Origin of the sequence: Pantoea sp. BS_8, assembly GCF_041954965.1 — a bacterium.
GTDB classification, from domain to species: Bacteria; Pseudomonadota; Gammaproteobacteria; order Enterobacterales; family Enterobacteriaceae; genus Pantoea; species Pantoea stewartii.
On the sequence record NZ_JAVAXU010000001.1, the window covers coordinates 108,121 to 126,840 of the forward strand.

General features: G+C 55.5%; 16 protein-coding genes. 14 read left to right on the forward strand and 2 right to left on the reverse strand.

Going from position 1 to position 18,720, the window contains the following annotated elements; translation table 11 throughout:
- Positions 1 to 203: 203 nt before the first annotated feature.
- The 8 genes from RAC65_RS00480 (at position 204) to RAC65_RS00515 (ending at position 8,714) form a co-directional block, all read left to right on the forward strand.
- Positions 204 to 1,001, forward strand: a complete 798-nt coding sequence (locus RAC65_RS00480; RefSeq protein WP_006118926.1) for a GolD/DthD family dehydrogenase — start codon at positions 204 to 206, stop codon at positions 999 to 1,001.
- A 54-nt stretch (positions 1,002 to 1,055) separates the two neighbouring features.
- Positions 1,056 to 1,991 carry a D-ribose ABC transporter substrate-binding protein gene (locus RAC65_RS00485; RefSeq protein ID WP_033741095.1) on the forward strand — a complete coding sequence of 312 codons (936 nt, stop codon included), beginning with the start codon at positions 1,056 to 1,058 and terminating at the stop codon, positions 1,989 to 1,991.
- Positions 1,992 to 2,035: 44 nt separating this feature from the next.
- Positions 2,036 to 2,647, forward strand: a complete 612-nt coding sequence (locus RAC65_RS00490) for a DUF2291 family protein (RefSeq protein ID WP_058701712.1) — start codon at positions 2,036 to 2,038, stop codon at positions 2,645 to 2,647.
- Between the two features lie 10 nt (positions 2,648 to 2,657).
- Positions 2,658 to 4,184: a sugar ABC transporter ATP-binding protein gene (locus RAC65_RS00495; RefSeq protein ID WP_058701713.1), complete on the forward strand. Its 1,527-nt coding sequence runs from the start codon at positions 2,658 to 2,660 to the stop codon at positions 4,182 to 4,184.
- A 16-nt stretch (positions 4,185 to 4,200) separates the two neighbouring features.
- Positions 4,201 to 5,268 carry an ABC transporter permease gene (locus RAC65_RS00500; RefSeq protein ID WP_054633914.1) on the forward strand — a complete coding sequence of 356 codons (1,068 nt, stop codon included), beginning with the start codon at positions 4,201 to 4,203 and terminating at the stop codon, positions 5,266 to 5,268.
- A 12-nt stretch (positions 5,269 to 5,280) separates the two neighbouring features.
- The gene (locus tag RAC65_RS00505; protein WP_058701714.1) at positions 5,281 to 6,075 is read left to right on the forward strand and encodes a glucose 1-dehydrogenase; all 795 of its coding nucleotides are present in this window, start codon (positions 5,281 to 5,283) and stop codon (positions 6,073 to 6,075) included.
- A gap of 164 nt (positions 6,076 to 6,239) precedes the next feature.
- Positions 6,240 to 7,712, forward strand: coding sequence for a YchO/YchP family invasin (locus RAC65_RS00510; protein WP_058701738.1), 1,473 nt, complete (start codon positions 6,240 to 6,242; stop codon positions 7,710 to 7,712).
- Between the two features lie 96 nt (positions 7,713 to 7,808).
- Positions 7,809 to 8,714: a bestrophin family protein gene (locus RAC65_RS00515; RefSeq protein ID WP_033741099.1), complete on the forward strand. Its 906-nt coding sequence runs from the start codon at positions 7,809 to 7,811 to the stop codon at positions 8,712 to 8,714.
- A 68-nt stretch (positions 8,715 to 8,782) separates the two neighbouring features.
- Here the strand turns inward: RAC65_RS00515 and RAC65_RS00520 are convergent, their stop codons facing one another.
- Positions 8,783 to 9,874: a porin gene (locus RAC65_RS00520; RefSeq protein ID WP_058701715.1), complete on the reverse strand. Its 1,092-nt coding sequence runs from the start codon at positions 9,872 to 9,874 to the stop codon at positions 8,783 to 8,785.
- 875 nt (positions 9,875 to 10,749) lie between these two features.
- On the opposite strand from RAC65_RS00520, the gene RAC65_RS00525 reads away from it, so the two are divergent.
- From RAC65_RS00525 to spy, 6 genes are all read left to right on the forward strand, one after another.
- Entirely contained in the window at positions 10,750 to 11,970 is a 1,221-nt protein-coding gene (locus RAC65_RS00525; protein ID WP_058701716.1) for an aspartate aminotransferase family protein, read from the forward strand.
- Positions 11,967 to 12,998 carry an arginine N-succinyltransferase gene (astA, locus tag RAC65_RS00530; RefSeq protein WP_033741105.1) on the forward strand — a complete coding sequence of 344 codons (1,032 nt, stop codon included), beginning with the start codon at positions 11,967 to 11,969 and terminating at the stop codon, positions 12,996 to 12,998. Before RAC65_RS00525 ends, astA begins: the two co-directional genes overlap by 4 nt.
- Positions 12,995 to 14,464 (forward strand): succinylglutamate-semialdehyde dehydrogenase, encoded by a 1,470-nt coding sequence (gene astD / locus RAC65_RS00535; RefSeq protein WP_164481858.1) that lies wholly within the window; start codon positions 12,995 to 12,997, stop codon positions 14,462 to 14,464. Before astA ends, astD begins: the two co-directional genes overlap by 4 nt.
- Positions 14,461 to 15,786, forward strand: coding sequence for an N-succinylarginine dihydrolase (gene astB, locus RAC65_RS00540; protein WP_058708706.1), 1,326 nt, complete (start codon positions 14,461 to 14,463; stop codon positions 15,784 to 15,786). The genes astD and astB overlap by 4 nt, the downstream gene beginning before the upstream one ends.
- A 49-nt stretch (positions 15,787 to 15,835) precedes the next feature.
- On the forward strand, positions 15,836 to 16,831 hold the full coding sequence (gene astE / locus RAC65_RS00545) for a succinylglutamate desuccinylase (RefSeq protein WP_375096233.1): 996 nt from the start codon (positions 15,836 to 15,838) through the stop codon (positions 16,829 to 16,831).
- Between the two features lie 290 nt (positions 16,832 to 17,121).
- Entirely contained in the window at positions 17,122 to 17,610 is a 489-nt protein-coding gene (gene spy / locus RAC65_RS00550) for an ATP-independent periplasmic protein-refolding chaperone Spy (RefSeq protein ID WP_375096234.1), read from the forward strand.
- 199 nt (positions 17,611 to 17,809) lie between these two features.
- Here spy and cho read toward each other — a convergent pair whose 3' ends face one another.
- Positions 17,810 to 18,673, reverse strand: a complete 864-nt coding sequence (gene cho, locus RAC65_RS00555) for an excinuclease Cho (protein ID WP_375096235.1) — start codon at positions 18,671 to 18,673, stop codon at positions 17,810 to 17,812.
- Positions 18,674 to 18,720: the final 47 nt, after the last annotated feature.

An 18,720-nucleotide genomic window follows, 5' to 3' on the forward strand; every position in this document is an offset into this window, starting at 1 on the left:
GCCTCCTGTCTCTCACCCTGTCACCGTTTGCACCGCCTGTTTCACGGGATCTGTAATCTGGATAACGGGATTTTAACGGGCTGTCGCTGCCTGAAGGGCATTTTCGCGAAATTTGATCTTAGCCACATTAACCATCAATTCGATAGCATATATTTTTGTTCGAAAATGATTGTGGGGAATTAAAAACCTGAGAGGACAGTCGGATGAGCAGTGAATATGACGTTAACCTGCGTTATGGCGTAGACAACAACATGGATCTCAGCGGCAAAGTAGCCGTGGTGACGGGCGGTCTGGGCGGCATTGCCATGGCCAGTAACGAGATGTTGTTGAAGAAAGGGGCTCGCCTGGCGCTGCTTTATCCGCCTTTTGAAGCCGAAAAAGCGGAACACCTGCGTGAGACGTTCGCCGGTCAGCCGGTGCAACTGGTGTGCTGTGATGTGACGGAACCTGCCGACGTTGAACGGGCGTTCGGGGAGGTGGAAAACCACTACGGACATATCGACATTCTGGTGAACTGCGCGGGCTATGTGATGCTCCAGCCGGTGCTGGACACCGAATTTGCGGAATGGCAAAAGCAGATCGCCGTCAATCTGACCGGGCCTTTTCTGTGCTCGCAGGCAGTGGCGAAACGCATGGTCCGGGCTGGCAACGGCGGCAAGATTATTAATATCGCCTCTCAGGCGGCCTCCATCGCTATCGACAACCATGTGGCCTATACCTCGGCGAAAGCTGGCCTGCTGGGTATGACAAAGGTGATGGCGAAAGAGTTCGCCCCGCACCGCATTAACGTCAATACCTTATCACCGACGGTGGTACTGACGCCCATGGGCGAAAAAGCCTGGCGCGGTGAGAAGGGCACAGAAATGAAAAAACTCATCCCCTTAGGCCGCTTTGCCTATACCGACGAAATTGCCGCCGCCGTCCTGTTCTTTGCCAGCAATGGCAGCGACATGATCACCGGTGCTGACCTGATGATCGACGGTGGATTCACCATCTGGTAAGGCGACCGGCCCGTCATCTTTTCCCTGCCACAACGATAATAGCGAGACATCACCATGAAAAAAACGACGTTGCTCTGTACTTCGATTGCCGCCTGCCTGTTTTCCCACGCGGCGCTTGCCGTGGAAAAGGGCACCATCATGATTTTGGTTAACTCCCTGGATAATCCCTATTACGCCTCAGAAGCGAAGGGGGCCAATCTGAAAGCGCAGGAACTGGGCTACAAAACCTCGGTGCTGTCTCATGGTGAGGATGTCAAAAAACAAAACGAGCTGATCGATGCGGCCATCGGCAAAAAAGTGCAGGGCATCATTCTGGATAACGCGGACTCGACAGCCAGCGTCGCAGCCATTAAGAAAGCGAAAGACGCCGGGATACCGGTGGTGTTAATCAATCGCGAAATCCCGGTAGACGATGTGGCGCTGGAACAAATCACCCATAACAATTTTCAGGCCGGTTCGGATGTGGCCAACGTGTTTGTCGAGAAAATGGGTGAGAAAGGCAAGTATGCCGAGCTGACCTGTAACCTCGCAGATAATAACTGCGTCACCCGTTCAAAATCCTTCCACCAGGTGCTGGAACAGTATCCCGATATGCAAAGCATCGCCCGTCAGGATGCCAAAGGCACGCTTATCGACGGCAAACGCATCATGGACAGCATTTTACAGGCCCACCCGGACGTAAAAGGGGTGATTTGCGGTAATGGTCCGGTTGCGCTGGGCGCGATTGCCGCACTAAAAGCGGCAGGCCGCAACGATGTGGTCGTGGTCGGGATTGACGGCAGCAATGACGAGCGTGATGCGGTGAAAGCCGGGACCTTAAAAGCCACCGTCATGCTGCAGGCCCAGGCGATTGCCGCGCAGGGCATGACTGACCTGGATAACTACATCCAGAAGGGCGTCAAGCCGGAGAAACAACGTGTGATGTTCCGCGGCATTCTGATCACGCCAGACAATGCCAAAAACGTACAAGATTTTAACTACAAGTCGTAATTCACGCGTATTGCGCCCGTCTTTACGGGCGCCAGGGAGAATGTATGTACAACCGACTCTGTCTGATAGTGGTGGTCGCCGCGCTGAGTGGCTGCCGTATTGTCTCGCAGCAGGAACTGGCCGATCTCAAGAATCCCCCCAATCCGCACATGGCCAACATCCACGCCCTCTGGCAGCAGAAGCTGGTTCCGCAGATCGTCGCTCAGGCCAGACCGCTGGGCGAGTTGATGCAGCGGCTGCAGGCAGAGAAGGATCTGGACAGCGCCTGTAAGGCGCTCGGCTATCGCTCACAAAGCGAAAACCCCTGTGTCTTTAGTGTCAGTGTCAGCGGCGATGTGACGGCGCTGGAGACCACCTCGCGCAACGGCAAAATGAAAGTCAAAGATGCATCGGGTGACACTGTCACTATTCAGACGGGCCCGATTATTCGTGGTACGGCGCTGCGGGATGCGTATAAAGGCATCAGCTATCAGGACTTCAACAATCAGGACCTGTTCAGTGATTTTGGCAAAGCCATTAATCAGCAGGCCGTCAACATGATGAAGGACAGCCATATCAAAACCGGTGATCACGTCCAGGTGGTAGGGGTGTTCAGTAGCTGGGATATTCCGCGCGCCCTTCCTGCTATCACGCCAGCCCAGATTACGCGTCAGTGAGGAGGTGATCATGCCTGAAGCGCAACCGCAAGACGACGTCATTATTGAAACGCGTGGCCTGTCACGCGTGTATCCCGGTGTGACCGCGCTGGATCAGGTCAATTATCGGGTCTATCGCAACAAAGTAAATGTGCTGATCGGGGAGAACGGCGCAGGCAAATCCACCATGATGAAGATGCTGGCGGGGGTTGAAACGCCCTCATCAGGTGAAATCTGGCTGGATGGCAAGCCGGTTACGCTCAGTTCCACTCATCAGGCTGAGAAGTTGGGCATCAGCATTATTTTTCAGGAACTGAACCTGTTCCCCAATATGAACGTGATGGACAACATCTTTATCGCCAACGAATTCTTTCAGCGCGGCGTCATCAATGAAAAGTACCAGTATCAGCTGGCCCAGGCGCTGCTGGAGCGGCTGGAGCTGGACGTCGATCCCTGTGCGCCGCTGGATGAGTTGGGCATTGGTCATCAACAACTGGTAGAGATCGCCCGGGCGCTGTCAAAGGACACGCGCGTGCTGATCATGGACGAACCCACCAGCGCCCTGAGTCAGTCGGAAGTCAAAGTGCTGTTCAACGTGATTGAGCAACTCAAGCGACGTGGCGTCACCATCATTTATATCTCCCATCGGCTGGAAGAACTGATGGAAATTGGCGACCACATCACCATTTTCCGGGACGGGCGCTTTATTGCGGAACGGGAGGTGCGCGAGGCCAGCGTGCCCTGGATCATTGCGCAAATGGTGGGCGACAAGACAAAACATTTCGACTATCAGCCTGCCGTACAGGGCGAAACGGTACTGAAAGTCGACGGGCTGACGGCGCTGCATCAGAACGGCGGTTACCGCCTGAATGCAGTCAGTTTTAGCCTGCGCAAAGGCGAGGTGATTGGGATTTATGGTCTGCTGGGTGCCGGGCGAACGGAGCTGTTTAAAGGTCTGATCGGGCTACAGCCCTGTCAGGACGGGCATATCTGTCTGGGTGAGCAGCGACTGGATACCTGTAATTTTCAGCAGCGGCTCAGGCGTGGTATTGCGCTGGTGCCGGAGGATCGCAAGGGCGAAGGCATCGTGGGGTTGATGTCGATCACCGCCAACATGACGTTGTCCGATCTCAGCCTGCGCGGGTTTCGACGCGCGCTGGGCCTCGTAAACCCTGAACGGGAGCAGCAGCGGGTGAATGAGATGATTCGGCAGCTGGCCATTAAAGTCAGCGACAGCGAACTGCCCATCACCTCGCTGAGCGGCGGCAACCAACAGAAAGTGGTGCTGGGCAAAGCGCTGATGACCGGTCCTCAGGTCGTCCTGCTCGATGAACCCACGCGCGGCATTGATGTGGGCGCCAAAACCGATGTGTACCACCTGATTGGTCAGCTGGCGCAACAGGGGCTGGCGGTCATGTTTTCGTCGTCTGAACTGGATGAGGTCATGGCGCTGGCCGATCGCATTCTGGTGATGGCCGACGGCCGTATTACTGCCGATCTTCCCCGCGCGGATGCCACGCGCGAAAAACTGATTAGCGCGTCAACCCCGCAAGCCTGAGGTGCCGGAGAACTCCATGAACCAAAAATATCTGCTTTATATGTATTTGCTCAAGGCGCGTACTTTTATTGCCTTACTGATCGTCGTCGGTTTCTTTAGCGTCATGGTGCCGAATTTTCTGACGCCCTCTAACGTACTGATCATGACGCAGCATGTGGCGATTACCGGCCTGCTGGCGATTGGCATGACGCTGGTGATCCTGACCGGCGGCATTGATCTCTCGGTGGGCGCGGTTGCCGGTATCTGCGGTATGGTCGCGGGGGCGTTGCTGACCGCAGGCATCCCGTTATGGGACGGGAACCGGCTCTTCCTGAACGTGCCGGAGGTGATTCTGGTGGTAGCGCTGTTTGGTGTGCTGGTGGGCATCCTTAACGGGGCGATAATTACCCGGTTGGGCGTCGCCCCCTTCATCTGTACCCTGGGCGTAATGTATGTCGCCCGCGGCGCGGCGCTGCTGTTTAACGATGGCGCGACCTATGCCAACCTGGTGGGCCTGCCTGCGTTAGGCAACACCGGCTTCGCGTGGTTAGGATCGGGCACCTTCTTGGGCGTGTACATTCCGATCTGGCTGATGATCGGCTTCCTGCTGCTTGGCCTTTATCTCACCCGTAAAACGCCGCTTGGCCGCTACATCTATGCGACGGGCGGCAATGAACCGGCCGCAAGGCTGGCCGGTGTGCCGATTATTAAAGTGAAAGTATTCGTCTATGCCTTTTCGGGCCTGTGTGCTGCACTGGTCGGCCTGATCGTTGCCTCCCAGTTACAGACTGCGCATCCGATGACCGGCAATATGTTTGAAATGGATGCTATCGGTGCCACGGTACTGGGCGGTACCGCGCTGGCGGGGGGGCGCGGTCGTCTCTCCGGCTCAATCATCGGGGCCTTTGTTATCGTCTTTCTGGCCGACGGCATGGTCATGATGGGCGTCAGTGATTTCTGGCAAATGGTGATCAAGGGCGTGGTGATAGTGACCGCCGTGGTGATTGACCAGTTCCAGCAGCGCCTGCAGAGCAAAGTGATACTGCTGCGTCGTCATGAAAAAAAGCAGCCGGTCACGCCACGGGCTGATATCAGTCATGGATAACAGGGGAGCAGCATGAACCGCAATTTTAGTGGAAAAACCGTGGTGATCACCGGCGCCTGCCGCGGGATTGGTGCCGGCATCGCCGCCCGCTTTGCCCAGGACGGCGCAAACCTTGTGATGGTCTCCAATGCTGATCGGGTATTTGCCACGGCCGACAGTCTTCGCGCCACCGGGGCCGCTATCCTGGCCCTGCAGGCGGATATCACGGATGAAGCGCAGGTACAACGCCTGTATCGGCAGGCCGCAGAACGTTTTGGCGGCATTGACGTGTCGATTCAAAACGCAGGGATTATCACCATTGATGCGTTTGATGCGCTGCCGAAAAGCGATTTCGAGCGCGTGCTCGCCGTCAATACCACCGGTGTCTGGCTGTGCTGTCGTGAGGCGGCCAAATACATGGTGCAGCAAAACGGCGGCAGCCTGATCAATACGTCCTCCGGCCAGGGACGCAAAGGCTTTATCTACACGCCGCATTACGCCGCCAGTAAAATGGGGGTAATCGGTATTACACAAAGTCTGGCACTGGAACTGGCGCGCTGGAACATTACCGTGAATGCGTTTTGCCCGGGCATTATTGAAAGTGAAATGTGGGATTACAACGATCGGGCCTGGGGGGCCATTCTCAGCAGCGATAAGAAAACCTATGGCAAAGGCGAACTGATGGCGGAGTGGGTCGACACAATTCCGTTGAAGCGCGCCGGACAGCCGCAGGATGTGGCCGGGCTGGTGGCGTTTTTGGCCTCGGATGATGCGCGCTATATTACCGGGCAAACGATCAATGTGGACGGCGGATTGATTTTCTCCTGATGTTTTCCCCGGCGCGTTACGTCGGTGAAGGGTTATCTTAACCCCGTTTCATGCGGGGTTTGCCGCTTCGCTTAGCACAAATATCGCTTCAAATCATTAATCTGTGTCACATTATGCTAAAATAGTCTGCGCTGGTTTTGTCATTCTCGTTGAGAAACCACCTGATAATGTTTATGCCCGGACCTGATGATGTGATTTACAGACCTGTTCTCCTCGCGTTGACTGTCATGACGGCCTTCGCCGCCGCCCCTGTTCGTGCGCTGCAAGCCGACAGTCAGATTCCTGCCACCCCGTTTGGCGATCCCGCTCGTTTCCGGCAGTCGCTTGACGACCTTCCGTCGCTGGGGCATGTCGAGGAGGATCATCAGTGGAGTGAAAAACTGGCGAAGGCGGCGAAAAGCATTGCAGAAGCCAGTGAAAGCAGCAGCGATGTGACCTTTGGTCAGCAGGCCGGGCAGTGGGCGTTTAATCATCTGCGTGACGAAGTTGCGACGCGGGTGGAAACGGAAGGGCAGTCGCTGCTCTCTCCCTACGGTAATGCAGAATTCGACCTGAAAGTTGACATGGACGGCAATTTTGACGGGACCGGCGGTAATCTGTTTAGTCCGCTGGCCGATGAAAACCGCTATCTGACGTTTAGTCAGCTTGGTCTGCACGATACGGTGGAAGGGGTGGTCGGTAATGCGGGACTGGGCCAGCGCTGGGATCTGGGCAACTGGCTGTTAGGCTACAACAGTTTTATCGATCGCAGTTTTCGCAGCGGCCTCCAGCGCGCATCGGTGGGAACGGAAGCCTGGAGCAACAACCTGCGGCTCTCCGCTAATTACTATCATCCGCTTTCAGGATGGCGCAATCGTGACAGCAGCCAGCAATACCGCATGGCCGAAGGTTACGACATCACCACTCAAAGCTATCTTCCTTTTTACCGTCAACTGGGCGTGTCATTCAGTTATCAGCAGTATCTGGGTGAAAAGGTTGATCTGTTTAACAGCGGTAATCGCTACCACAATCCGGCGGCACTCTCGCTCGGGCTGTCTTACACGCCCGTGCCGCTGGTGACCTTCACGGCCAGCCACAAAACCAGCAGTGCCGGCGAGACCCAGGATCAGGTTGGGCTGAAACTGAATTACCGTTTTGGCGTGGCTTTAAGCCGCCAGCTGGATGCCAGTAACGTCGCCGAGATGCGTTCGTTGCGTGGCAGTCGCTACGATACCGTCACGCGCAGCCAAACGCCGGTAATGGCTTACCGGCAGCGCAAAACCCTCTCCGTGTTTCTGGCGACGCCGCCATGGCAGCTTAATCCGGGCGAGAGCGTTCCACTTAAGCTGCAGGTACGCGCCAGTCATGCGATTAAGGGGCTGAGCTGGCAGGGCGACACGGCGGCGCTGAGTCTGACTGCTCCTCCGAACAACAGTGCAACGGACGGCTGGAGCGTGATTGTGCCGCCGTGGGACAGCACGCCAGGAGCCAGCAATACTTACCATCTGTCGGTTACGGTCGAAGACAGTAAACAACAGCGCGTGACGTCCAACTGGATCACCCTCAGGGTCCAGCCGCCGTTGTCGCTGGATGAGCCGCCCGCGGAACAGGGGGACGCGCGCTCGCCGGTTACCGATCCGCTGAGCTTCAGCGACTAACGTCACAATAAAGTGTGATTTTTGTCACACTTTTTCACTGGTAAAAGCACACGCACACTCGCAGAATCGGCAAAAATATCCATTCATCTGCACACCATGATTCTTCGACCACCTAACCATTGGTTTATCCGCCTGTTTGCCTGGCATGGCTCTGTTCTGCCCGATATCCTGTTCCGCCTGTTTCTTAACCTGTTAATGTCGCTGCTCGCCCTGGCGTTGCTGGACTGGTATGAAACCCTGGGCATTAAGCTCACGCTGGCGCCGTTCAGCCTGTTGGGCGTCTCCATCGCTATCTTTCTGGGTTTCCGTAACAGCGTTTGCTATGCGCGATTCAGCGAGGCCCGCCTGTTACTGGGGGCGTTGCTGATTGCCTGCCGTAATATTTTGCGTCAGGTTATTGCCTTCTGTCCGGCAGATGCGGAGCGGGTGCAGGCCATGCTGCTGGCATTCTGTGCCAGTCTGAAACATCAACTCCGTCATACGGATGCACGTGACGACCTGACGCGCCTGCTGGGCAGCGAGGCCGAGGTGCTGCTGGGCCAGCACTCGGCGGCAAATATGCTGCATCTGCAATTGTCGCAGTGGCTGGCAAAGCAGCGACAAATAGGGGTAATCAGCGATATTGTCTGGAGCACGATTGACAACAACCTCAACCAGATTGCGGCAGTGCTGGGAGGATGTGAACGGCTGGCCAGCATGCCGGTGCCGTTTGCCTATGGCTTGCTGCTACGGCGTACCGTTTATCTGTTTTGTGCGTTGCTGCCGTTTGCGCTGGCGCCGGACCTGCATGCGATGACGCCGCTGGTGTCGATGTTTATTTCCTACACCTTTTTGTCACTCGATACGCTGGCGGAAGAGCTGGAAATGCCGTTTGGCTATAAGAATAACCATCTGCCGATGGATGCTATCTGCATCAACATAGAAATCAATTTGCGGGAAATGTCGGGAGAGAAGGATCTGCCCCAACCGATGCAGCCGGACTGTCACTATCGCCTGAGCTGAGAGGACGGGGTAAAGAGAAACGGCCCGTCAGACACAGGCCGGGCCGTTTAACAATGAGGGGGTAACGCTTAGAACTGGTAGGTCAGACCGACGCCAGTAATATCGTCTGTTGCTCTGCCCAGCGCATTGTTTTTCTTCAACAGGTTAAATTTGTACTCTGCATAGACGGACATGTTTTTGTTGAAGTAGTAGGTGGCACCCACAGAGGTGTACTTGTAAAGGTCACCGTCGCCAATCCCTTCGACATCTTTCGCTTTCGATGTGACATAACCCACGGAAGGACGGAAGCCGTTCAGGAACTGATACTGAGCCACGAGTTCCAGATTTTGCGTTTTATTCGCAAAGCCCGAAGAATTACCCACTTTGATTGGGGTGGCGTTGAGCGTTTCACCGTACATTGCGGCCAGGTAAATCTGGTTAGCATCGTACTTGGCGGCCGTTGCCCACAGCTGCGCTTTATCACCGCGACCAAAGACCGCGCTGTTCTGTGCCGTAATGCGGTTCAGGCTGGCAAAGGAGCCGACAAAGCTCAGACCAAAGTCAAAGTCATAGGATGTTGACAGGGCATAACCATCGCCATTCGAACGACGGACTTCCAGACCTGCATCCGTGGTGCTGGTACGGTCGTTTTTGCCTTCATACTGCGCCGCGACGTTCCAGCCCTTAACCAGACCGAAGAAATCTTTGTTGCGCCAGGTCAGCAAACCGCCTGAACGCAGGCTCAGGAAGGCATCGGTGTTAGCGGAGTCACCACCAAATACCGGCAGCATGTCTGTATAGCCCAGTGCATCATAGACCAGGCCATAGTTACGACCATAATCCAGTGAACCCAGTTGACCAAATTTCAGACCGGCATAACCCAGACGGGTTTTGTTGGTGTTGTTGGCATCTGACCCTTCAGAGTTAGACAGACTGTACTGATACTGCCAGAAACCATAACCGGTGAGTTGATCGGTGATGGCGGTTTCACCTTTGAAACCGATACGAGTGTAGCTGGAGTCGCCATTATTCGAATCGTCTTTAGAAAAAAGACGCATGACGTTGACCTTGCCTGTTAAATCCAGCTTATTCCCGTCTTTATTATAAATTTGTGCAGCCTGAGCAGTCGGCAGGCCGATCAGTAACGGCATTAATGCCGCCACTAAAGTGCGCTTCATCATTTATTATTTACCCTGTGGTTGTCTTATTATTTACCCCTCTGGTGGGGTGAAAAGAAAATGACACAAATTGTTAATCCAGCCTAGCGCAATAAGTGTAACTAATTGTGTATTCAGGGAACTAAACGATAAAATCGCCATTGCTGAGTAGTGTTTACCCGGTGTTATTGTTTTTTCTTATGATTTATCTGCCAATGAAAAGAATAAAATATCATATATAACAGTGGCTTGTTTGGTGTTGCTCGCCCGCCTTATTCAGCATGACAAAAAAATAAAAATGCCAGTAGGTGTGGTGAAATAATCACCCGTATCTGGTTAATAAATAATCTTAAAAGGTAGCGATCATACCATTAGTCTGCATATTAATAATCGACCTGGCCTGGCAAAGGGTTATTAACTTCCTGATAGTCACCCAGGAAATAAAATAATAAAACAGATGAATAAATAATAATTATGGCGTCGTGAATGCGTTATTTTCAGCCTTTCTTTTATTTTTTATTTGAGTTTATTCATCCCGACCACGGCATTTTTCTTTTTTATGCACAACAACCATGCAAGCGCCCCATTGTGAGGCGCACTTTGCACGCTTTTAAACAAATAATTTATCAGCGATCACAAAAGCAATATTTCATATCGCCGTTGCATAATTCCGCTATAAAAAACGCTACTATCCCGTCTTCCTCAGACTATTATTCACTATTTATGCATTTTAAATGAATAGGCGCCACTCGTAAGTTATTGATAATTGGTTATGCGCTCCATTTTATGCATTTTAGTCCTTGGCTGGCACGCTATCTGCAATCTATCGTAGGACGAGTCTTTACATTCTTAACATTTAACAAACAAACAGATTACCCCTGGGGTACAGGAGAAGGACTATGCCACTGCAGGTTTCGCGTCATGATTTTGATCACTGGATGATGCCGGTTTATGCACCCGCCAGTTTTGTACCGGTCCGCGCAGAGGGCTCAACCGTCTGGGATCAGCAGGGAAAAGACTATATCGATTTCGCCGGCGGTATCGCCGTTAATGCACTGGGCCATGCGCATCCCGCGCTTCAGCAGGCGCTTCAGGAGCAGGCTTCACGTCTGTGGCATACAGGCAATGGATATACCAATGAACCCGTTTTACGTCTGGCGAAACACCTGATCGATGCCACCTTTGCTGACCGTGTGTTCTTTTGCAACTCCGGGGCAGAGGCAAACGAAGCGGCGCTGAAGCTGGCCCGAAAAGTGGCACATGACCGGTTTGGTAACCATAAAAGCGGCATCGTCGCATTTAAAAATGCCTTTCATGGCCGCACGCTGTTTACCGTTTCTGCGGGAGGGCAGCCTGCCTATTCAAAAGATTTTGCGCCACTTCCGGCAGATATTCAGCACGCGGAATTTAACGATCTTGCGTCTGCTGCCGCACTGATTTCCGATCAGACCTGTGCCGTCATTGTCGAACCTGTTCAGGGCGAAGGCGGTGTTGTTCCGGCAGAGCCCGCGTTTCTGCGCGGCCTGCGTGAACTGTGCGATAAACATCAGGCCTTGCTGATTTTCGATGAAGTGCAGAGCGGCGTTGGCCGGACCGGCTCGCTGTACGCCTATATGCACTATGGCGTGACGCCGGATGTCCTGACCAGTGCCAAGGCGCTGGGCGGTGGGTTTCCCATCGGTGCCATGTTAACGCGTGAAGACCTGGCGCAGGTGATGGGCGTGGGCACGCATGGCACAACCTATGGCGGTAATCCCCTGGCGAGCGCGGTGGCAGGGAAAGTCATGGAACTGATTAACCGGCCTGAAGTGATGGACGGCGTGAAGATGCGCCATGACTGGATTGTGGCGGCGCTGAATGACCTCAATCAACGTCTGCATCTGTTTAAAACGGTGCGCGGGTTAGGGTTATTGATTGGGGCCGTACTGAACGACGACTTTGCGGGGAAAGCCAAACAGATCAACCTCGCCGCCGCTGAACAGGGCGTTATGGTACTGATCGCCGGGGCTAACGTGGTGCGTTTTGCGCCGGCGCTGAATATCAGCGAACAGGAAGTAAAGACCGGTATGGCGCGCTTTGCCCAGGCCTGTGAACAGCTGTTTAAGGGCCAGGCATCATGATGGTGATTCGTCCGGTCGAGCGGGATGATCTGAGTCAGCTGATGGCACTGGCGGCAAAAACAGGCGGCGGACTGACCTCCTTGCCGGTTGACAGCGCCACGCTACAGGCCCGAATCGAACGCTCGCTGCATACCTGGCAGGGCACGCTGCCGCGTGCTGAACAGGGCTATGTGTTTGTGCTGGCTGACAGCCAGGACAATCGCGCGGTGGGGATCTGCGCCATTGAGGTGGCTGTAGGTCTACAGGAACCCTGGTACAACTTTCGGGTCGGCACACAGGTGCATGCCTCAAAAGAGCTGAACGTGTACGCCACGTTGCCGACACTGTCATTAAGCAATGACCATACAGGCAGTAGCGAACTCTGCACGCTGTTTCTGGATCCCGACTATCGTGACGGTAAAAACGGTTATCTGTTATCGAAGTCCCGTTTTCTGTTTATGGCGAACTTTCGCGACTGCTTTATGGCGCGGGTGGTTGCCGAAATGCGCGGCGTCAGCGATGAACAGGGGCATTCCCCGTTTTGGGACAGCGTGGGCATTCACTTTTTCTCGATGGAATTTCGCAAAGCCGATTTTCTGAGCGGTACCGGGCAGAAAACGTTTATTGCGGAACTCATGCCCAAGCACCCGCTTTATCTGCACTATTTAACCCCGGAAGCGCAGGCCGTCATTGGTCAGGTCCATCCTAAAACCGCGCCTGCACGGGCGGTACTGGAGGCGGAGGGTTTCCGCTACCGCCAGTATATTGACATCTTTGATGGCGGGCCGACGCTGGAATGTGACATTGATGACATCCGCGCCGTGCGGGACAGTCGGTTACTGACGGCACGAAAAGGCGAGGCCCGGCAGGATGCGCCACTTTGTCTGGTCGCCAACACCGATTATCACCGGTTTCGTGTCGCACTCATACCGGTCGATCCGAGCGCTGAACATATTCAGCTTAATGACGAACAGTTACAGGCGTTGCAGTGCCAGCCGGGTGACAGCCTGCGCGTAGTGACGCTGTGTAGTGAGGAGAAAAAGGCATGACGCACCTGATTAACGGACAGTGGCTCGCTGGCGAGTCAGATCACTTTTCCAAACAGGACCCGGTCAGCGGCGACACGCTGTGGCAGGGGTGCGCGGCTTCATCGGAGCAGGTTACAGCGGCCTGCCAGGCGGCCCGGTCGGCCTTTCCGGCGTGGGCAAGACAGCCTTTTGCCGCCCGTCAGGCCATCGTTGAACGTTTCGCGGTACAACTCGAGAACCATAAAACCGCCCTGGCCGACTGCATTGCGCAGGAAACGGGGAAACCGCGCTGGGAAGCGCTGACGGAAGTGACCGCGATGATCAACAAAATTGCGATTTCCGTTAAAGCCTATCACGCTCGCACCGGGGAGCAGCAACAGGGCGAAAATGCCCTGCGTCATCGTCCTCATGGCGTGCTGGCGGTATTCGGCCCGTATAATTTCCCGGGCCATTTACCGAATGGTCACATTGTGCCCGCCTTGCTCGCCGGTAACTGTGTGGTGTTCAAACCCAGCGAGCTGACGCCGGCCACCGCTGAGAGAACGGTACAGCTGTGGCGGGAGGCGGGCCTGCCAGATGGCGTCATGGGACTGCTGCAGGGCGGACGTGAAACCGGCCAGGCGCTGGCGGCTGAGCAGGGCATTGACGGCCTGCTGTTTACCGGTAGCGCACATACCGGTTATCAGCTTCATCGCCAGTTTGCCGGGCAGCCTGAAAAAATGCTGGCGCTGGAAATGGGCGGTAACAATGCACTGATCGTGGACGATCCCGCGGATATCGACGGGGCGGTGCATATCGCCATTCAGTCAGCCTTTATCACGGCAGGCCAGCGTTGTACCTGCGCGCGCCGCTTACTGGTCAAACGGGGCGCGGCCGGTGATGCCTTCCTGACACGGTTGGTTGAGGTGGCCGGGCGGTTGCAACCCGGCGCCTGGAACGCCGATCCGCAACCTTTTATGGGCAGCGTGATCTCCTGCGCCGCTGCCGAAAAAATTTATGCCGAATGGCAGCAGCGCGTCGCGGCGGGCGGCAAGATACTGCTGGCAATGCGCTGGCCCAACCGGCAACAGGCGCTGTTAACGCCCGGCATTATTGACGTGACCGCGGTAGACAATTTGCCGGATGAAGAAGTATTTGGCCCGCTACTGGCGGTGATGCGTTACGACGATTATCCGCAGGCGATTCAACTGGCTAACCAGACGCGTTACGGCCTGGCGTGCGGGTTAATTTCACCTTCCCGCGAGCAGTTTGACCAGCTGTTGCTGGAAGCGCGTGCCGGTATTGTGAACTGGAATAAGCCGCTGACTGGCGCTGCCAGTACGGCACCGTTTGGCGGGATTGGCGCCTCGGGTAACCATCGCGCCAGCGCCTGGTATGCCGCAGACTATTGTGCCTGGCCGATGGCCTCGCTGGAATCGCCGCAGCTTACGCTTCCGGCAACACTGTCACCGGGCCTGGATTTTTCACCGCAAGGAGGTCGCCCATGAAAGCCACAGAAGCCAACTTTGATGGGCTGGTCGGACTGACGCACCATTACGCGGGGTTGTCATTCGGTAACGAAGCCTCGACGCGCCATCAACACCAGCCGTCGAATCCGCGGCTGGCGGCAAAGCAGGGCTTACTGAAAATGAAAGCGCTGGCCGACATGGGATTTGTTCAGGGCGTGATCCCGCCGCATGAGCGGCCCGGCATTGCCGTGCTGCGTCAGCTGGGTTTTAGCGGCAGCGATGCGCAGGTCCTGGAAAAAGCCCATAAAACGGCCCCCGCGTTACTGTCAGCCGCCAGCTCGGCCTCGGCGATGTGGGTGGCCAATGCGGCAACGGTATCACCCTCAGCCGACAGCGCTGACCGTCGGGTGCATTTCACCGTCGCGAATCTCAACAACAAATTTCACCGTTCCATTGAAGCCCCGCAAACGGCCGCTCTGCTGCGAGCGCTGTTTCGCGATCCGCGACATTTTGTTGTGCATGATGCGCTACCGCAGGTGGCCAGGTTTGGCGATGAAGGGGCGGCCAACCATAACCGTCTGGGCGGCGACTATGGTGACGCGGGTGTACAACTGTTTATCTATGGTCGCGACGGCCAGTCTGATACGGCCCCCCGACGCTACCCGGCCCGGCAAACCCGTGAAGCCAGTGAAGCGGTCGCCCGCCTGCATCAGCTCTCGCCTGAAAAAGTCATTTTTGCGCAGCAAAATCCGGCGGTCATCGATCAGGGCGTTTTCCATAACGATGTCATTGCCGTGAGCAATCAGCAGCTGCTGTTTTGCCATCAGCAGGCTTTTGTTGATCAGCCCGGTTTACTGGCGCAACTGCGCGACCGTGTGCCGGGTTTTGTCGCCCTGGAGGTGCCAACAGCCCGGGTCTCCGTGCAGGATGCCGTCAGTACCTACCTGTTTAACAGCCAGCTGCTGACGCGCCCGGATGGCAGCATGATGCTGGTGCTGCCGGAAGAGTCGCGCCAGCATCCCGGCGTCTGGGAATACCTGCGTGAACAGGTGGAAGGCGGCGGTCCGTTACAGTCCCTGCAGGTGTTTGACCTGCGGGAAAGTATGCACAACGGTGGCGGCCCCGCCTGCCTGCGGTTGCGCGTGGTATTAACCCCCGAGGAGCGCCAGGCCGTTAACCCGGCGGTGCTGATGAACGATCACGTGTTCGCCACGCTGAACCGGTGGGTCGATAAGCACTATCGCGACAGGCTGACGCAAAGCGATTTAGGCGATCCGCAATTACTGGAAGAAGGGCGGGTTGCCCTTGATGAATTGACCAGGCTGCTAGACTTAGGAAATGTGTATACATTTCAGCAGTGAAGCAGGTGGTGCCGTCAGGGTTGCCCGCTTCCGCTTTTAAGGAGAAACGATGCAGGACTTTTTGCAGCAAACGCTGTCGGGTGAAGCGCCACGTTTGCGTAGCGGTGAGACGGCGCATCTTCGCTGGCAGTGGTTATACCATGGTCTTTTGCTTATGGAGCCAAAGGCACCGGTTAACCAGGCGCTGGTACTCTCTGCGGGCGTTCACGGAAATGAAACCGCCCCGGTTGAAATCCTTAATCAGCTCATCACGCCTTTACTCCGGGGCGAAAAACCACTTCAGCAGCGTATGCTGGTGGTGTTAGGTAATCCTTCGGCGCTGCGCGCGGGGAAGCGTTATGTGACCTGTGACATTAACCGACTGTTTGGTGGCCGCTGGCAGCAGATTGATGATGGCGATGAAGCGCGGCGGGTGCTGCGGCTGGAACAAACGCTGGAAAACTTCTGGCAGCGGGGGGCATGTGACGAAACCCGCTGGCACCTGGATATGCATACGGCACTGCGCGGCTCTTACCATCCCCGCTTTGGCGTACTACCGCATAATCCGCGTCCCTGGCCGGACGCGTTTTTGCACTGGCTGGGCGCAGCCGGTCTGGAGGCGCTGGTATTTCATCGTTCGCCGGGGGGCACCTTTACCCATTTCAGCTGCGAACATTTTGGCGCAGCCAGCTGCACCCTGGAGTTGGGGCAGGCGCGGCCGTTTGGCGAAAACGATCTGTCGCAGTTCAGCGCCGCGTCTCAGGCCCTGGCTGCTCTGCTGTATGGTGAAACATTGCCTGAGCCCGCCGTTCGCCCGCGCCGTTATCGGGTCTGCCAGCAGATCACGCGCTTAAGTGAGGCGTTTCAGCTGCATATGCCGGATGACACGAAAAATTTTACCGCGTTTCCGCAGGGGGCGTTGTTAGCTGAGGATGGCGAGACGCGCTACTTTGTCCAGCAGGCGCGGGAATACGTGCTCTTTCCCAATCCCCATGTCGCGCTGGGATTGCGGGCGGGTTTAATGCTGATTGAAGAGAGCGAGCAGACTCAGGCGTTACCTCTCTGAACGGTCTCACCGCGCAGTTTAAAAAAAGAGCGGAAGAGACCTTCCGCTTTACTGCTAAAGGCATTACAATTCTCCACGATTTATCCGAAATTTCCTGATTATTCATACTCTTTTGCAATTCCTGACGCCATTCTTCTTATTCCCTCCATGATCGGCTGAAATATGACTTTTGTGCTTTCACGCTTTTACGCTCACTCGCAGTAGTTGACGTTCAACGTCGTATGCTTGTTTCCGAAGACGCGACAGCGCGCTGTCGTAACGAAAGTGAACAAGTAAAAAAGGACACTGTTATGCGTAAACTGACTTCTCTGTTACTGGCTTCTACCCTGGCATTTGGTGCGGCATCTGTAGTGCATGCCGAAGCGGATAACCTGACGCCACCGCCAGCAGGCAGTGAGAAACCGATGCACAAGCCGATGCACCGGGGTGGGATGGACATGATGTTTGGCGGACTGAATCTGACGCCAGAACAAAAAACAAAAATGCATGAAATTATGAAAGCGGGCCGTGGCGAGATGCAGCGCCCGTCAATCGAAGAGCGTCGCGCTAACCATGCGATTATCGTCTCTGACAGCTTCGACAAAGCGAAGGCCGAAGCCCAGGCGGAGAAAATGACCGCCAACGCCAAAGCGAACGCAGTGGCAATGATGGAAACCCAGAACAAACTGTACAACGTACTGACGCCAGAGCAGAAAAAGCAGTACAACGCGAATTTTGAAAAGCATCTGACTGAAAAACGCCCGATGCATGACAAAGCGGCTCCGGCCCCTGCTGAATAAGCTTCGGGTTAATCACTAAAACCGGTCTGAGACCGCCGGCCTTGTCCACGTTGCGTGGGCAGTGTCGGCGGTTTTTTTATGCACGCGCGCCAGCGGGAAGGCGGTTAAGGAAAAGGGCGGTTCTGTCGCGTCACGCGGTCAACTCAGGGTTGCGCTGCAGGTCGCCATCTGTCCGCCTTTTGTGCCGTCAGCAGGCGGTTCAGAGCGGAATGACCGGATACTGGCCGGACAGCACCGGACGGCACAGGATCTTATAACCATCGTGGTCGAACCCGCCTTTACCCCGTTTCAGCCGTCTGGCTTCTTCAAGCGAGTCAACTGAGCCCAGATAGAACCAGTGGTCAATGACATGAATCTGCGTCATCTGTTTCCCTTCTTCCACCAGCGCCACCGCACCCTGCCAGGGCCAGCAGAAGACGCGGACGTTTTCCAGCGCCGCCAACAGTCGGTCCTGATGATCGCTCACGGACTCTTTGCCGCAGCAGGCACCCGCACAGCGGCGTAACGCTGAGCGGAAACAGCCCCGGCTGGGGCTCAGTGCTTCCAGACCTAATAAGCCGTGGCAAAGCTGATACTCATCGGCCAGCTGTTTCAGCCGTTCCAGGGCAGCGAAGCGACTGCGGTATAAACCAAACAGGTTGGGCGACTGACTGAAATCGACATCGCGCGCATACACGACCTGTGCTTTCCCTTCGGGCGTAATTTGCAGCGAGCAGAGCTGGCGATTTTTGCGCAGGCGTTTATTGAAGAGCGGCTGCTGAGTTTTAATCATCTGCGCTTCCAGTAGCAACGCGCCGAGATCGCCCGCCGTGGGGATCCAGCTAACGCGTCGCGACTGGCGCAACATTTTGGCTTCATCAGGTGTTCGGAAATGAGACATGACGCGCGAACGCAGGTTAACGCTTTTGCCAATGTATAACGGCAGCGTGTCGCTTTCGCCATGAAAGGTATACACGCCGGGCAGGTTGGGCAAGCCTTCCAGCCATTCACGCAAATGTTCCGGGTATTCATAAATCGCTGCCGCATCAAATTCGAGGCGGTGGGTTGCTGCACGTCTTGCCAAAACGAACTCCCTATACTGGTTGTCCATACAGCATAACAGGCAGGTTA

Coding starts and splice junctions, on each gene's coding strand:
- RAC65_RS00505 (WP_058701714.1), top strand. CDS start 5,281: ATGAACCGCAATTTTAGTGGAAAAACCGTGGTGATCACCGGCGCCTGC.
- RAC65_RS00485 (WP_033741095.1), top strand. CDS start 1,056: ATGAAAAAAACGACGTTGCTCTGTACTTCGATTGCCGCCTGCCTGTTT.
- RAC65_RS00525 (WP_058701716.1), top strand. CDS start 10,750: ATGCCACTGCAGGTTTCGCGTCATGATTTTGATCACTGGATGATGCCG.
- RAC65_RS00480 (WP_006118926.1), top strand. CDS start 204: ATGAGCAGTGAATATGACGTTAACCTGCGTTATGGCGTAGACAACAAC.
- RAC65_RS00490 (WP_058701712.1), top strand. CDS start 2,036: ATGTACAACCGACTCTGTCTGATAGTGGTGGTCGCCGCGCTGAGTGGC.
- astD (WP_164481858.1), top strand. CDS start 12,995: ATGACGCACCTGATTAACGGACAGTGGCTCGCTGGCGAGTCAGATCAC.
- astB (WP_058708706.1), top strand. CDS start 14,461: ATGAAAGCCACAGAAGCCAACTTTGATGGGCTGGTCGGACTGACGCAC.
- RAC65_RS00495 (WP_058701713.1), top strand. CDS start 2,658: ATGCCTGAAGCGCAACCGCAAGACGACGTCATTATTGAAACGCGTGGC.
- RAC65_RS00515 (WP_033741099.1), top strand. CDS start 7,809: ATGATTCTTCGACCACCTAACCATTGGTTTATCCGCCTGTTTGCCTGG.
- RAC65_RS00500 (WP_054633914.1), top strand. CDS start 4,201: ATGAACCAAAAATATCTGCTTTATATGTATTTGCTCAAGGCGCGTACT.
- astE (WP_375096233.1), top strand. CDS start 15,836: ATGCAGGACTTTTTGCAGCAAACGCTGTCGGGTGAAGCGCCACGTTTG.
- astA (WP_033741105.1), top strand. CDS start 11,967: ATGATGGTGATTCGTCCGGTCGAGCGGGATGATCTGAGTCAGCTGATG.
- RAC65_RS00520 (WP_058701715.1), bottom strand. CDS start 9,874: ATGATGAAGCGCACTTTAGTGGCGGCATTAATGCCGTTACTGATCGGC.
- spy (WP_375096234.1), top strand. CDS start 17,122: ATGCGTAAACTGACTTCTCTGTTACTGGCTTCTACCCTGGCATTTGGT.